Genomic DNA, 13,801 nt, shown 5'->3' with positions numbered 1-13,801 from the left:
GCCCAATATATATTAATACTGAGATAAATTACTTGTATTAATATTAGTTAGTGTTAATATTGGGTACACATATAAGCTCTATTATTATCTAAAGTTAAAAAAATAAAGTACAATGATTTTAGTATATAAATAAATTAAATAGGAGAAAGTGTTATGAGAGAGAAATTGATGAGATTTATGCAAGGAAGGTATGGAATTGACCAATTTAATAACTTTTTAATGAAATTATTTATAGGAGAATTTATAATATATTTCTTATTTAGAAGGTTAATACCAGGCTTATCAGTAGCTATGTACTACTTGAGTTTAGCGACGCTGATTTATACTTATTATAGAATGTTCTCTAGAAATATATATAAAAGAGCAAGTGAAAATCAAAACTTTTTAAATAAGACAGCTAATATTAGAAAAAAGATAAATAATCAAAAAAGTATATTAAAACAAAGAAAAGTTTATCGTATATATAAATGCCCAACGTGCAAACAAAAAGTAAGAGTTCCAAGAGGAAGAGGAAAAATAAATATTCACTGCCCAAAATGTGACACTTATTTTATTAAAAGGAGCTAAAGATGTTTGGATATGTTCTTATCAACAAAGAGGAACTTAAATTTAAAGAATACGACGTATATAAATCATATTATTGTGGTTTGTGTCAAACATTAAACAACAGAAGTGGACGATTTGCCCAATTGACATTAAACTACGATATGACATTTTTACAACTTTTGTTGACAGGACTTTATGAACCTAAGACAAAACTAGAAAATTTTAGATGTAAGATACATCCATTTAAAAAGAGCATAAAAAGAAGAAATGAAATTACAGATTATATAGCTGATATGAATTTATTTTTAGCTTATTTAAACTGTATAGACGATTGGGAAGACGAGAAAAAATTAAGTCGAAAAATCTACACTATAATAGTAAAAAATAAGGTTAAAAAAATAAAAAAACAGTATCCAGAGAAAACTGCAAAACTTGAAGCTATACTAAAGAAATCTAGTGAATATGAAAAAAAGAAAGAACACGATATAGATAAGATTTCGTCTTACTCAGGAGAATTGATGAGTGAGTTATTTTTATATAAAGAAGATGAGTGGAAGCAAACCCTGTCAAGAATGGGATTTTTCCTTGGTAAATATATATACATCATAGATGCATATGAAGATATTGAAAAGGATTTAAAAAAGGGGAATTACAATCCTTTTTCAGAAATATATCAAAATGAAGGTTTTGATGATTTTGTAAATCAGATATTGACTATGATGATTTCAGAATGTGCGAGTGAATTTGAAGAGCTGCCTATTATTGAAGATGTAGATATTTTGAGAAATATATTATATTCGGGAGTATGGGCAAAATTCCAATCAATTAGAAATAAGAGAAAACAAGTGGAGGAAAAAACAGATGACTGATCCTTATCAGGTCTTGGGTGTATCTAGGGATGCCTCAAAAGAAGAAATAAAAAAAGCATATAGAAAATTAAGTAAAAAATATCATCCAGATGCTAATATAAATAATCCAAACAAAGAACAATATGAAGAAAAATTTAAAGAAATTCAACAAGCCTACCAAACAGTAATGAAGATGAAAAATGGTGGCTCAAATACATCTGGAGGATATGGATATGGAAATTATTCAAGTCCAGGTGATTATAGAAATAGCAACTATGGCGGATACACAGATAACGCTGGAGGTTATGGCAATCAACAAGATTTTGGTGACTTTGAAGACTTTTTCAGAGCATTTGGATTTGATACAGGAAGACAAGAACAAGGCGGATATAATCCGAACTTCAACCAAGAAGAAGATGTGCATTTAAGAGCAGCACTTAATTATTTTAATAATGGATATTACAATGAAGCTCGAAATGTACTTGATAATATAGAAAATAGAACATCTAAATGGTACTACTACAGTGCCAATGTTAATTATAAATTAGGCAATAATATAAAAGCACTTGAAGAAGCAAAAATAGCTCTTAATATGGAGCCAAATAATATTCAATATAGAAGATTAGTAGATGTACTTGAAGGTAGAGGAAATTGGTATAATCAACAACAAAGGACATATGGAAATTCGACTGGGGGATTAGATGATTATTGTTGCAAGCTTTGTATGTTAAACCTTGCGTGCAATATTTGTTGTAATGGTATGGTATGTTGCTGATAATTAGAAAGATAGGAGGCAGTTAAGGTGAGCAAAATAATTGGGATTGATTTAGGAACAACAAATTCATGTGTAGCAGTTATGGAAGGTGGTTCTCCAACAATTATAGCTAATGCAGAAGGTTTTAGAACTACACCATCAGTAGTTGCTTTTTCAAAAAATAGGGAAAGATTAGTTGGTGATACAGCTAAGAGACAAAGTATCACAAATACAGATAGAACTATTTCATCTATAAAACGCCATATAGGAACTAACTATAGCGTAAAAATAGATGGCAAAAAATATACTCCAGAAGAAATCTCTGCAATGATTCTGATGAAGTTAAAAAAAGATGCAGAAAGCTATTTGGGAGAGCCTGTTACAGAAGCTGTAATAACAGTACCTGCATATTTTAATGATTCGCAAAGAAAAGCTACTAGTAATGCTGGAAAAATAGCAGGCCTAGAAGTAAAACGTATAATAAATGAGCCGACTTCTGCAGCACTTTCATATGGACTAGATAACGAATCATCACAAAAGATAATGGTATATGATTTAGGTGGAGGAACTTTTGATGTATCTATAATTGAAATAGGAGATGGAGTTATCGAAGTTCTTGCGACTTGTGGAGATAATCATCTTGGGGGAGATGACTTTGACAAGCAAGTATCTGATTATCTAATATCAGAATTTAAGAAAAATGAAGGAATTGACTTAACTAAAGATATTGTCGCAGTTCAAAGGGTTAGAGAAGAAGCTGAAAAAGCAAAAAAAGAACTTTCAACAGCTATGACAACTAATATAAATCTGCCATTTATAGCAGTTGGAAAAGACGGACCAAAACATATGGATATAACACTTACTAGGGCTAAATTTGACGAGCTTACTTATGATTTAGTTGAAAGAACTGTTATACCTGTGAAAAATGCCCTAAATGATGCTGGTGTATCGACAAGTGAACTGAGCAAGGTATTATTAGTTGGAGGTTCAACAAGAATTAAAGCTGTCCAAGAAAAAGTAAAACAAATAACAGGAAGAGAGCCTAGTAAAAACTTAAATCCAGATGAGTGTGTTGCATTAGGTGCCGCTATCCAAGGTGGAAAATTATCAGGAGACCCATGTTTAAACGAGATTTTACTGCTTGATGTAACTCCATTATCTCTTTCAATTGAGACTATGGGAGGGGTATCGACAAGACTTATAGAAAGAAACTCTACTATTCCTACAAAATACAGTCAAATATTTACTACAGCAGCAAATTTCCAAACATCTGTAGATATAAAAGTATTACAAGGTGAGAGAAAATTTTCTAAAGACAACAAAATAATCGGCGAATTTAAATTAAAAGGAATAAAGAGAGCTATGAGGGGTATTCCTCAAATTGAAGTTACTTTTGAAATAGATGCAAATGGAATACTAAATGTATCAGCTAAAGACCTTAAAACAGGAAACAGCCAAAGTATAACAATAACGGCAAGTTCAAACTTATCAGACGAAGATATAGAAAAAGCAATAAGAGATGCACAATCTTATGAATCAGAAGATAATAAAAAGAAAGAATACATTGATATAATAAATGATGCTGAGTCACTTGTTTATAAAGTAGAGCAAGGTCTTGATACTTCAAAATCTGGTTTAGACAGAAGTAAAAAGTCTGAAATAAAAGGCAATTTAAGAAATCTAAAAAGATTAGTTAGAAAAGCAAAACCAGATAAAATCAACAATACAAAGATAAGTGAAATTAGACAAGTAAAAGACGATTTAGAAAATAGTGCAAGAGAGATTATATAACAAAATATATATTTAGATTTAATATATCAACTATAAATTAATTTAAATACGAATAATAGATGAAATGAATATTTTAAAAATCAAAATAAAATGTCGAAAAATCTATTGACAATTATCTTATACTCATATATTATTAATAGCATAACAACTGAACAAACTCTTATCAAGAGTGGTGGAGGGACTGGCCCTGTGAAACCCGGCAACCAATATTTAAAATATATGGTGCTAAATCCTGCAACTTTTAAGTTGAAAGATGAGTATAAGCTGATTACAATTGCCTAAGTTTATACTTAGGCTTTTTTTATACCTAAAATGATTAAACTTAAAATAAAAATATATAAATATTATCAAATAAGGAAAAAGATATAAGTTTACGTTGATATAAACATTTTATAAAATATATAAAATCACTATAATAAAATAATAATTTTATATATTTAAGGAAAGGAAGAAACTTAATGATAAAGATAAAAAATCTTAATAAATATTATGGAGATGTACAGATATTAAAAAATATAGATATGGAAATTTCAAAAGGTGAAATTTTTGGAATTATCGGACATAGTGGAGCTGGAAAATCAACTTTACTTAGATGTATAAATGGACTTGAAGATTATAGAGATGGAAGTCTTACAGTAGAAGGACAAGAAGTAAAAGATTTAACTGAAAAAGAAATAAGGGAACTTAGAAAAAACTTAGGAATGATATTCCAACATTTCTCACTATTAGAGAGAAAAACAGTATTTGAAAATGTTGCATTACCTCTAGAATGTTTTAAATATTCAAAAGCAGAAATTGAAAAAAGGGTTATGAATTTACTTGAATTAGTAGGACTAGCAGATAAAAGAGATGCGAAACCTAGAAACCTAAGTGGTGGTCAAAAACAAAGAGTTGCAATAGCTAGAGCATTAGCACTTGAGCCAAAAGTTTTACTTTGTGATGAAGCAACTTCAGCATTAGACCCAAATACAACAAAATCAATATTAGCTTTATTACAAGATATAAATGAAAAACTAAACATAACAATAATCCTTGTAACTCACCAAATGGAAGTTGTAAAACAAATTTGTACAAAGGTTGCAGTTATGGAAGGCGGTAAAGTTCTAGAAATAGAAGATACTGAAGATTTATTCTTAAATAATACAGAAGGATTAAAAGCATTAATAGGAGATGAACAAATAGTTCTTCCAGAAGGAACAAATATAAAAATAATATTCCCTAAAGAAATTGCAAACCAAAATATAATAACAAATATGGCGAGAACATTAGATTTCGATTTTAATATAAGTTATGGAAAACTAGAAAAATTCAGAGAAGATGTCCTTGGATCTTTAATAATAACAGTAAAAGACCACTATGCAAATGCAGTTAAGAGATATCTTGATGAGAAAAATATTAAATGGGAGGAGATAAAAAATGACAACTAAAACGACATTATATCAGTATTTAACTGACATACTGGGAGAAGCATTTTTACAAACAATATATATGATAATTGTACCGACTATAATCGCTACAATTTTAGGATTTATATTAGCAATAATATTAGTACTTACTAAACCAAAAGGATTAAAACCAAATAAATATGTATATTCAGTAGTAGGATTTTTGGTAAACATCGTTAGAAGTTTCCCATTCATCATATTATTAGTAGCATTAATACCATTTACTAGATTCTTAATTGGAACAAGTATAGGTGAAACAGCGGCAATAGTTCCTATAACTATCGGTGCAGCACCATTTATAGCAAGAATAATTGAAAGCGCATTAAATGAAGTTGATGAAGGATTAATAGAAGCAGCAAAATCTTTTGGGGCTACAAAAACACAAATAATATTTAAAGTTATGATAAAAGAAGCAATGCCTTCTATAGTATCAGGAATTACACTTTCAATAATATCAATATTAGGATATACAGCGATGGCAGGTACTGTTGGTGCTGGTGGTCTTGGTAAGGTAGCATTAGTATACGGACACCAAAGATTCGATACAGCAGTTATGGTATACGTTGTAATCACATTAATCATAATAGTACAAGCTATACAAATGCTAGGTGACTATGTATATAAAAAATTAAAATAACAAATATTAAAAGTAAAAAATAGAAAAATGAAACTTAAAAACAATAAAAAATTAATAAAAATAAATAAAGTTAAGGGAAAACAGGAGGAGTAAAAATGAAACTAAAAAAATTAGCAAAAGTATTATTAGTATCAACATTAGCAGTAGGTTTATTAACAGGTTGTTCATCAGGGAAAAATGATGAAAAAACTATAGTAGTGGGTGCATCTTCAACACCACATGCAGAAATATTAGAGGCAGCAAAACCTATATTAGAAAAAGATGGATATACTTTAAAAGTAAAAGAGTATGATGATTATGTATTACCAAATCAAGCATTAGCAGATGGATCACTAGACGCTAACTATTTCCAACACGTACCATACTTAGAGGAAACAGTTAAACAAAAAGGATATGATTTAACATACTGTGCAAAAGTTCATATAGAACCAATGGGAATATACTCAAATAAAGTGAAAAAATTAGATGAAGTTAAAGATGGAGACAAAGTAGCAGTTCCAAATGACTCAACTAATGAAGCTAGAGCACTTAAATTATTAGCAAAACAAGGTTTAATAGAAGTTAAAGACGGTGAATTAATAACTGTAAAAGATATAACTAAAAACCCTAAAAACTTAGAGTTTGTTGAAGTTGATGCAGCACAAGTACCTTCTACATTAGATGACGTTGCAATAGCTGTTATAAACACTAACTATGCATTAAACGTAGGATTAAACCCAACTAAAGATGCATTAGCAATAGAATCAAGTGAGTCTCCATATGCAAATATAGTTGCTATAAGAACAGAAGATAAAGACAGCGAAAAAACAAAAGCATTAACAAAAGCATTAAACAGTGATGATGTTAAGAAATTTATAGAAGAAAAATATAATGGAAGTATAGTTCCAGCATTTTAATATAAATTTATAGAAGATAAGAAAAAAACATTTGATAATAAATCAAAAGTAATAAAAATAGCATAGAACTACATAAAAAATATAAAAAGAGTATCTAAAGATGATTAATAAATTATTTATAGATACTCTTTTTTACTTAAAAATAACATAGTTTACAGAAAAATAAGATACAACATATTTTTAGAATGTTACTATAATATTAAGAGCTATTTTTAATATAAGAAAATATATATTTATTACTATATTTATAAAAGTTTTGATATTATATTATATATAGATAAAACATAAAAATCAGCAGGACATTATGATTTATATAAAATAAGGAGGGCTTTATGAAAAAAATATTAATTATAGATGATGAGATACATATAGTAGAATTATTGAGATTTAACCTTGAAAATAACGGGTATAAAGTAGATTATTCATATGATGGATTTGATGGATATTTAAAGACAAAAGAATTTCAACCTGACTTAATACTTTTAGATTGGATGCTTCCAAATATAAGTGGGATAGACCTTTTAAAAAAAATAAGATCTGATGAAAGTTTGGAGCAGATACCGGTGATAATGCTAACTGCTAAAAATATGGAAGAAGACAAACTAGAAGGCTTACAAGATGGAGCTGATGACTATATCACAAAACCATTTAGTGTAAAGGAAGTATTAGCGAGAATAACATCTGTACTTAGAAGATATAAATATACTTCAAATGAAAAAGTCGAAGTCTTAAAAGCTGATGATATTCAAGTAAATGTAAATAAACATATAGTAACTAAAAATGGGACAGAAATAGAATTAACATTAAAAGAATTTCAGATATTAAAACTACTTGTCGAAAATAGAGGAAATGTATTAACAAGGACTTTCTTACTAGATAAGATATGGGGATATGATTATTATGGAGAGACAAGAACATTAGATGTTCATATTAGACACCTTAGAAAGAAAATTGGTGATGATGATGCAAAATATATAGAGACTATAAGAGGTGTCGGATACAAAATTAAATAAGTTTGAGGTGAAAGAAGATGAATGAGACGGGGTTTTTAAATGGTATATATATTTTTATAATGCTGATTTTATTAATCATTACAATACTTTTAATTAGGTACACATTGAGTCTTCGAACTTATTTAAAGGAGTTTATGAAAGTATCGAGAGATATAAGTAATAAACAATTTGATAGTAAGGTTAGGGGACAGATGTCTGGAGAGATAGGTGAATTTGCTAAAAACTTTAACTATATGATAGACACAATAAACTTTACAATTAGAGATATAACAGATAAAAATACACAGTTAAAGTCAATTATGCAAAGTGTATCTCATGGAATTTTAGCTATTGATACTAGAGGGAAAATACTTTTAATCAATGACTTGGCAAAGAAAATGGTTGAAGGCGATTCATATGTAACTGCTGAAGGTAAAAATATAAGACAGTTTATAAAAAATGAATTGATTTTAGAAAGTGTTTTGCATAATATGTGTAGCGAGCATAGTACTATAATACAAAAAAACATTAAAAATGATATAATATATAAAATTAAGATAGACCCAGTACATTTTGAAGATACAGATGCAGTAATTGGTTTTATTATAAATATTGAAAATATAACAGAATATGCAAAATTAGAAAATATGAGAAAAGAATTTGTAGCAAATGTAAGTCATGAATTAAAAACTCCTATAACATCAATACAAGGATTTATAGAGACTTTAAAAATGACGGACAACTTAGATGAAGATACTAAAAATAGATTCTTAACTATAATAGAAAATGAAGCTACTAGATTGACTAGATTAATAGATGATATCTTATTATTATCAACTATTGAAAATAAAACAAAGAAAAAAGTAGAGAAAGTAGATCTATTTGAAGTTTTTGAAGAAGTACATGAAGTTATAAATTATATCGCAAAGAAAAAGAATATAAAAGTAAAATATGACTTTGAAAATAAAGATATAGATTTATGGGAATACTCAGGTTATATTAGACAAATACTTTTAAACATAATATCAAATGCTATAAAATATACTGGCGAAAATGGAAAAGTCAGTATAAAACAATATATAAAATCAGAAAAAGTATTTATAGAAGTTAAAGATAATGGAATAGGAATACCAGAAGAAGATATAGAAAGAATATTTGAGAGATTTTATAGAGTAGATAAAGCTAGAAGTAGAAGTGTTGGTGGAACAGGGCTAGGCCTTGCAATAACAAAACATATGGTAAAAGCATTAAATGGAAATATAAAAGTAGAAAGTGAATTAGGAGTAGGAAGTAAATTTATAATAGAATTACCGTTTAATACGGAATTAGCTAAAAAAGTAAGTTAAAATTTAATATTTATAGAAAAGACGACTAAAAGTCGTCTTTTTTTGGACTGCGTATAGTTTTTTAGAGTGGGTAATGTTACCATATGCATAGAGGGAATAATTTTGAAAAATTAAAAACAAATCAACTAGAACTGCTATGTTTAAAAGTGTAGTAGTTCTTTTTATTTCAACAAAAAACAATTCAAAATTTTATCAAAATAACATATTCCTATAGAATAAACTATTATTTTGTAATATAATTAACAACATGAAAATAAAAGTAAGGAGGATTAAATATGAGTGTGACAATAAAGGATATCGCAAAATTAGCCAATGTCTCACATACAACAGTATCAAGGGCCTTAAATAACAGCCCATATGTCAAACCTGAAACAAAGGAAAAGATAAAAGCTCTAGCAGAAGAACTTAATTATGTTCCAAACTACAATGCAAAAAGCCTTGTTTTGCTTAAGTCTTACATAATAGGAGTGTTCTTTTCGTCTATTAGTGAAGGTACATCTGATACGTTCTTCCACCAAGTTATAAACGGTGTCAATAAAGTTATGGACACGAAATACAACTTAATTATAAGGGGTATAGATAATTATGAGTATTCTAGACCTATTGATAATAAAAGTATCGATGGAATAATCGTTGTCAGTCAGAGTGAACGTGACGATGATTTTATAAAAACGATAATTGAAAAAGATATTCCTATGGTCGTTTTAAATAGAGCAATCGAGCAGGAAGGAATAGTAAATATTTTGTCTAATGATACGAAGGGATCTTATGATGCTGTCGAATATCTTATACAAAATAACCACAGAAAGATAGCTTTTATACAAGGGAATTCAGAGTTTGAATCAAATAAGTATAGAAAAAAAGGTTATATGAGGGCTTTGGAAGATTATAATATTAAAATCGATGATGATTATATTTTAGGTGGAAAATATACGCTTGAAAATGGTTATGATAATATGAAAAAGCTTATTGAATTGGAAGATAGACCTACAGCAGTTTTTTGTGCCAATGATGATATTGCAGTTGGGGCAATTAAGGCAGTATTTGAAAGTGGTCTTAGTGTGCCAGATGATATATCTATAATAGGATTTGATAATAGTAATTTCTGCGATTATGTAACTCCTACGCTTACAAGCGTCAAGAAAGATTCTCTTGTGATGAGTGAAATGGGGGGGACTTATCTTCTCGATATAATAAACAAAAAAAATGTCGACAAAAATAAAATCTTTATTGAATCTTATCTAGTTGAGAGAGATTCGGTCAAAAGGTTGTAATATCTAGTATATAGCCAAATAATAATAGCTAATCATCTATGTATTTGGCTATATTTACCAAAAAAAATGTTAGCGTGAACAAAAAAACTATTGCATTATACGCTGAAAACATATTATAATAACAGCAGATAGATATTATGAATAAAAATGTTAACGTTAAACATAAGTTGTACACTTAAATGTTAACGTGAACAGAAAATAACTGGAGGTAACTGTAAATGAAGAAGTTTATGGACGAAAATTTTATATTAACAAATTCTACGGCAGAAACATTATATCATGAGTATTCAGAAAAAATGCCTATTATAGATTATCATTGTCATATAAATCCAAAGGAAATATTAGACAATAAAAAGTTTAAAAATATAACTGAAGTATGGCTTTATGGAGATCACTACAAATGGAGACAAATGAGAACGTTCGGTATAGATGAAAAATATATAACAGGAGATAGTTCTGATTATGAAAAATTTTTAGCATGGGCGAAAACAGTTTCACATGCAATCGGAAATCCACTATACCACTGGACACATCTTGAATTAAAAAGATATTTTGGAATAGAAGAAGTGTTAAATGAAAAAACTGCACCATCTATATGGGAAAAATGCAATGAAATGCTTCAACAAGATGAATTTAGAGTGAGAGGTTTAATAAAAAGATCAAATGTCAAAGTAATCTGTACTACAGATGATCCTGTTGATTCATTAGAATACCACTTAGCATTAAAAGAAGACAAGTCTTTCGATGTTAAAGTATTACCAGCTTTTAGACCAGACAAAGCTCTTGGAGTTAACAAAGATACATTTAAAGAATGGTTTGGACAACTGGAAAATGTTATCGGAAAGAAAATCGATAGTTTTGATGAATATATAGACGCATTAAAATCAAGAGTAGAATTTTTCCACGAAGTTGGATGTAGAGTTGCAGATAACGCTTTAGATTTTGTTCCAAAAGGAAATGCAACATTAGAAGAACTTAATGAAATTTTTTCACACGTTTTAAATGACGAAAAAGTTTCTTTTGAAGATGAAAATAAAATAAGAGTTTATTTATTAAAATTCTTCGGAAAACTATACCATGATTTAGGATGGGTGAATCAATTCCATATGAACTGTATAAGAGATAACAACACTACAATGTACAACAAATTAGGTCCAGATACTGGATTTGATGCATTAAACGATACTCAAGTAGCAGTTCCACTATCAAATTTATTAAATGAATTAAATGAAGAAAAAGCATTATCTAAAACAATAATATATAGTTTAAATCCTAATGATAATGCAGTTATAGGTACATTACTTGGATGTTTCCAAGGCGATGGAATAAAAGGAAAAATTCAACATGGTTCAGCTTGGTGGTTCAACGATCATAAATTAGGAATGGAAGCTCAAATAAAATCATTAGCTAATTTAGGTATGTTAAGTACATTTATAGGAATGCTTACTGATTCAAGAAGTTTCTTATCTTATACAAGACATGAATATTTCAGAAGAATCTTATGCAATGTAATTGGAGAATGGGTTGAAAATGGTGAATTACCAAATGATACTGAATTTTTAGGACAAATAGTAAGTGATATAAGTTATAACAATGCTAAAAATTACTTTAATATGTAATATTAATTTTAGTTGAGGTGCAAAATGAGAAGAGAAGAAGTATTAAGAAAGATAAAAGAAGCTGGAGTTGTCGCTGTTGTAAGAGGCGATTCTAAAGAACAAGGATTAAAAATAGTTGAAGCAGCTATCAAAGGTGGAATAAAAGTTATGGAACTTACAATGACAGTTCCAAACCCAGTAGAATTTTTGAGAGAAGTTGCAGAAAAATATAGAGATACAGACATTATAGTAGGTGCAGGAACTGTTTTAGATGCAGAAACAGCTAGAGCATGTATATTAGCTGGAGCAGAATTTATTGTAAGTCCAAGTCTTGATATAGATACATTAAAGCTTTGTAATAGATATAAAGTATGTGTGATGCCAGGCGTTATGACAGTCAAAGATGCTATAACTGCTATGGAATACGGTGTAGATGTAGTCAAAATATTCCCTGCTAACCTTTATGGACCATCTGTAATAAAATCATTTAAAGGTCCACTTCCACAAGGAGATTTCATGCCAACAGGAGGCGTTACAGTTGAAAACTTACACGAATGGTTTGAAGCTGGAGCTGTAGTAGTTGGAACAGGTGGAAGCTTAACAAAAGGAGCTAAAACAGGTGACTATGATGCAGTAGAAAAAGAAGCTAAAAGATTTATAGATGCATATAAAGCATGCATATAGAGAAAAAGGAGATTAAATAGAATGGATCTTGTAACTTTTGGAGAGTCAATGGTTGTGTTTAATCCACAATCAAATAGGCCATTAAGATACGTCAATACATTTGAAAAAACAGTTGGAGGTGCAGAATCAAATGTAGCTACTGCACTTGCAAAATTAAATCACACAGTAGGCTGGTTTTCTAAATTATCAAATGATGAATTTGGAAGATATCTTATAAGTACTATAAGAGGTGAAGGTGTTGATACATCGAGGGTAATACTAGATGAAAATAATTCAACAGGAATAATTTTTAAAGAATATTATCAAAGAAGTAATCCTAATGTCTATTATTACAGAAAAAACTCAGCAGCAAGCACTATATCTCCAGATGATATTGACGAAGAATACATTAAAAGTGCCAAAATTCTTCATTTAACAGGGATAACTCCTGCTTTATCTGAAAGTGCTAGAGAAGCTGTTTACAAGGCTATAGAGATTGCTAAGGCTAACGACGTTTTAATATCTTTTGACCCAAATGTAAGACTTAAATTGTGGACAGTTGATGAAGCTAAAAAAGTATTGATAGATATTGCCAATAAGGCTGATATTATAATGCCAGGACTTGATGAAGCAGAACTTCTGTTGGGAATAACAGATAAAGATGAAGTATGTGATTATTTCTTAAATAAAAATGCAAAAATAGTAGCAGTGAAATTAGGCGCTGATGGATGTTATATAAAAACTAAAGACCAAAGCTACCTTGCTCCAGGATATGATGTATCAGATATGATTGTAGATACAGTTGGTGCTGGAGACGGATTTGCAGCAGGATTTCTTTGTGGATACCTTGATAATTTATCACTAAAAGAAATTGGAGAATATGCGAACGGAATGGGTGCTATGGCTACACTTTCAAGTGGAGATATGACAGGATATCCTTATTTTGATCAATTAATGGAGTTTATTGGCAGAAAACAAGGTGTAGATAGATAAAAATTATAAATGTAGTAT

12 protein-coding genes, 1 pseudogene and 1 riboswitch are annotated in these 13,801 nt (G+C 29.2%); all 13 genes and pseudogenes read left to right on the top strand.

The window, feature by feature from the left end:
* Nucleotides 1–153 precede the first annotated feature (153 nt).
* The 13 genes and pseudogenes from ABCM86_RS00260 (at nt 154) to ABCM86_RS00200 (ending at nt 13,783) form a co-directional block, all read left to right on the top strand.
* Nucleotides 154–567, top strand: a complete 414-nt coding sequence (locus ABCM86_RS00260) for a hypothetical protein (protein WP_195931647.1) — start codon at nt 154–156, stop codon at nt 565–567.
* A gap of 2 nt (nt 568–569) precedes the next feature.
* Nucleotides 570–1,415, top strand: a complete 846-nt coding sequence (locus tag ABCM86_RS00255) for a DUF5685 family protein (RefSeq protein WP_343003198.1) — start codon at nt 570–572, stop codon at nt 1,413–1,415.
* Nucleotides 1,408–2,169 (top strand): DnaJ domain-containing protein, encoded by a 762-nt coding sequence (locus ABCM86_RS00250; protein WP_343003197.1) that lies wholly within the window; start codon nt 1,408–1,410, stop codon nt 2,167–2,169. The genes ABCM86_RS00255 and ABCM86_RS00250 overlap by 8 nt, the downstream gene beginning before the upstream one ends.
* Nucleotides 2,170–2,196: 27 nt before the next feature.
* Nucleotides 2,197–3,933 (top strand): annotated as a pseudogene (gene dnaK / locus ABCM86_RS00245) (molecular chaperone DnaK); the annotation flags it as partial.
* Between the two features lie 163 nt (nt 3,934–4,096).
* Nucleotides 4,097–4,199, top strand: a riboswitch (SAM riboswitch).
* A gap of 198 nt (nt 4,200–4,397) precedes the next feature.
* On the top strand, nt 4,398–5,366 hold the full coding sequence (locus ABCM86_RS00240) for a methionine ABC transporter ATP-binding protein (RefSeq protein ID WP_343003196.1): 969 nt from the start codon (nt 4,398–4,400) through the stop codon (nt 5,364–5,366).
* Nucleotides 5,356–6,021, top strand: a complete 666-nt coding sequence (locus ABCM86_RS00235; protein WP_343003195.1) for a methionine ABC transporter permease — start codon at nt 5,356–5,358, stop codon at nt 6,019–6,021. The genes ABCM86_RS00240 and ABCM86_RS00235 overlap by 11 nt, the downstream gene beginning before the upstream one ends.
* 95 nt (nt 6,022–6,116) lie before the next feature.
* Nucleotides 6,117–6,917, top strand: a complete 801-nt coding sequence (locus tag ABCM86_RS00230; protein ID WP_195931697.1) for a MetQ/NlpA family ABC transporter substrate-binding protein — start codon at nt 6,117–6,119, stop codon at nt 6,915–6,917.
* 332 nt (nt 6,918–7,249) lie between these two features.
* Entirely contained in the window at nt 7,250–7,930 is a 681-nt protein-coding gene (locus ABCM86_RS00225; protein WP_295675432.1) for a response regulator transcription factor, read from the top strand.
* Between the two features lie 134 nt (nt 7,931–8,064).
* Complete coding sequence (locus tag ABCM86_RS00220) at nt 8,065–9,255, top strand: HAMP domain-containing sensor histidine kinase (protein ID WP_295675435.1); 1,191 nt, start codon at nt 8,065–8,067, stop codon at nt 9,253–9,255.
* A 275-nt stretch (nt 9,256–9,530) separates the two neighbouring features.
* Entirely contained in the window at nt 9,531–10,529 is a 999-nt protein-coding gene (locus ABCM86_RS00215) for a LacI family DNA-binding transcriptional regulator (protein ID WP_295675437.1), read from the top strand.
* Between the two features lie 218 nt (nt 10,530–10,747).
* A complete protein-coding gene (uxaC, locus tag ABCM86_RS00210) occupies nt 10,748–12,148 on the top strand; it encodes a glucuronate isomerase (RefSeq protein ID WP_343003194.1) in 1,401 nt (466 codons plus the stop codon).
* A 24-nt stretch (nt 12,149–12,172) separates the two neighbouring features.
* Nucleotides 12,173–12,811, top strand: a complete 639-nt coding sequence (locus ABCM86_RS00205) for a bifunctional 4-hydroxy-2-oxoglutarate aldolase/2-dehydro-3-deoxy-phosphogluconate aldolase (protein ID WP_295675441.1) — start codon at nt 12,173–12,175, stop codon at nt 12,809–12,811.
* Between the two features lie 21 nt (nt 12,812–12,832).
* Complete coding sequence (locus tag ABCM86_RS00200; RefSeq protein WP_295675443.1) at nt 12,833–13,783, top strand: sugar kinase; 951 nt, start codon at nt 12,833–12,835, stop codon at nt 13,781–13,783.
* Nucleotides 13,784–13,801: the final 18 nt, after the last annotated feature.

The sequence above is a fragment of the Clostridium sp. 2218st1_F5_2218SCRN_220325 genome, assembly GCF_039062665.1.
GTDB lineage: Bacteria > Bacillota > Clostridia > Peptostreptococcales > Peptostreptococcaceae > Intestinibacter.
The sequence above is the reverse complement of the archived record's forward strand: the minus strand, read 5'-3'. Positions and strand labels throughout refer to the sequence as shown.

What these genes read in the sequence shown, in the direction of transcription:
- ABCM86_RS00220 (WP_295675435.1), top strand. Translation starts at nt 8,065, where the DNA reads ATGAAAGTATCGAGAGATATAAGTAATAAACAATTTGATAGTAAGGTT.
- ABCM86_RS00200 (WP_295675443.1), top strand. Translation starts at nt 12,833, where the DNA reads ATGGATCTTGTAACTTTTGGAGAGTCAATGGTTGTGTTTAATCCACAA.
- ABCM86_RS00215 (WP_295675437.1), top strand. Translation starts at nt 9,531, where the DNA reads ATGAGTGTGACAATAAAGGATATCGCAAAATTAGCCAATGTCTCACAT.
- ABCM86_RS00235 (WP_343003195.1), top strand. Translation starts at nt 5,356, where the DNA reads ATGACAACTAAAACGACATTATATCAGTATTTAACTGACATACTGGGA.
- ABCM86_RS00225 (WP_295675432.1), top strand. Translation starts at nt 7,250, where the DNA reads ATGAAAAAAATATTAATTATAGATGATGAGATACATATAGTAGAATTA.
- ABCM86_RS00255 (WP_343003198.1), top strand. Translation starts at nt 570, where the DNA reads ATGTTTGGATATGTTCTTATCAACAAAGAGGAACTTAAATTTAAAGAA.
- uxaC (WP_343003194.1), top strand. Translation starts at nt 10,748, where the DNA reads ATGAAGAAGTTTATGGACGAAAATTTTATATTAACAAATTCTACGGCA.
- ABCM86_RS00250 (WP_343003197.1), top strand. Translation starts at nt 1,408, where the DNA reads ATGACTGATCCTTATCAGGTCTTGGGTGTATCTAGGGATGCCTCAAAA.
- ABCM86_RS00260 (WP_195931647.1), top strand. Translation starts at nt 154, where the DNA reads ATGAGAGAGAAATTGATGAGATTTATGCAAGGAAGGTATGGAATTGAC.
- ABCM86_RS00230 (WP_195931697.1), top strand. Translation starts at nt 6,117, where the DNA reads ATGAAACTAAAAAAATTAGCAAAAGTATTATTAGTATCAACATTAGCA.
- ABCM86_RS00205 (WP_295675441.1), top strand. Translation starts at nt 12,173, where the DNA reads ATGAGAAGAGAAGAAGTATTAAGAAAGATAAAAGAAGCTGGAGTTGTC.
- ABCM86_RS00240 (WP_343003196.1), top strand. Translation starts at nt 4,398, where the DNA reads ATGATAAAGATAAAAAATCTTAATAAATATTATGGAGATGTACAGATA.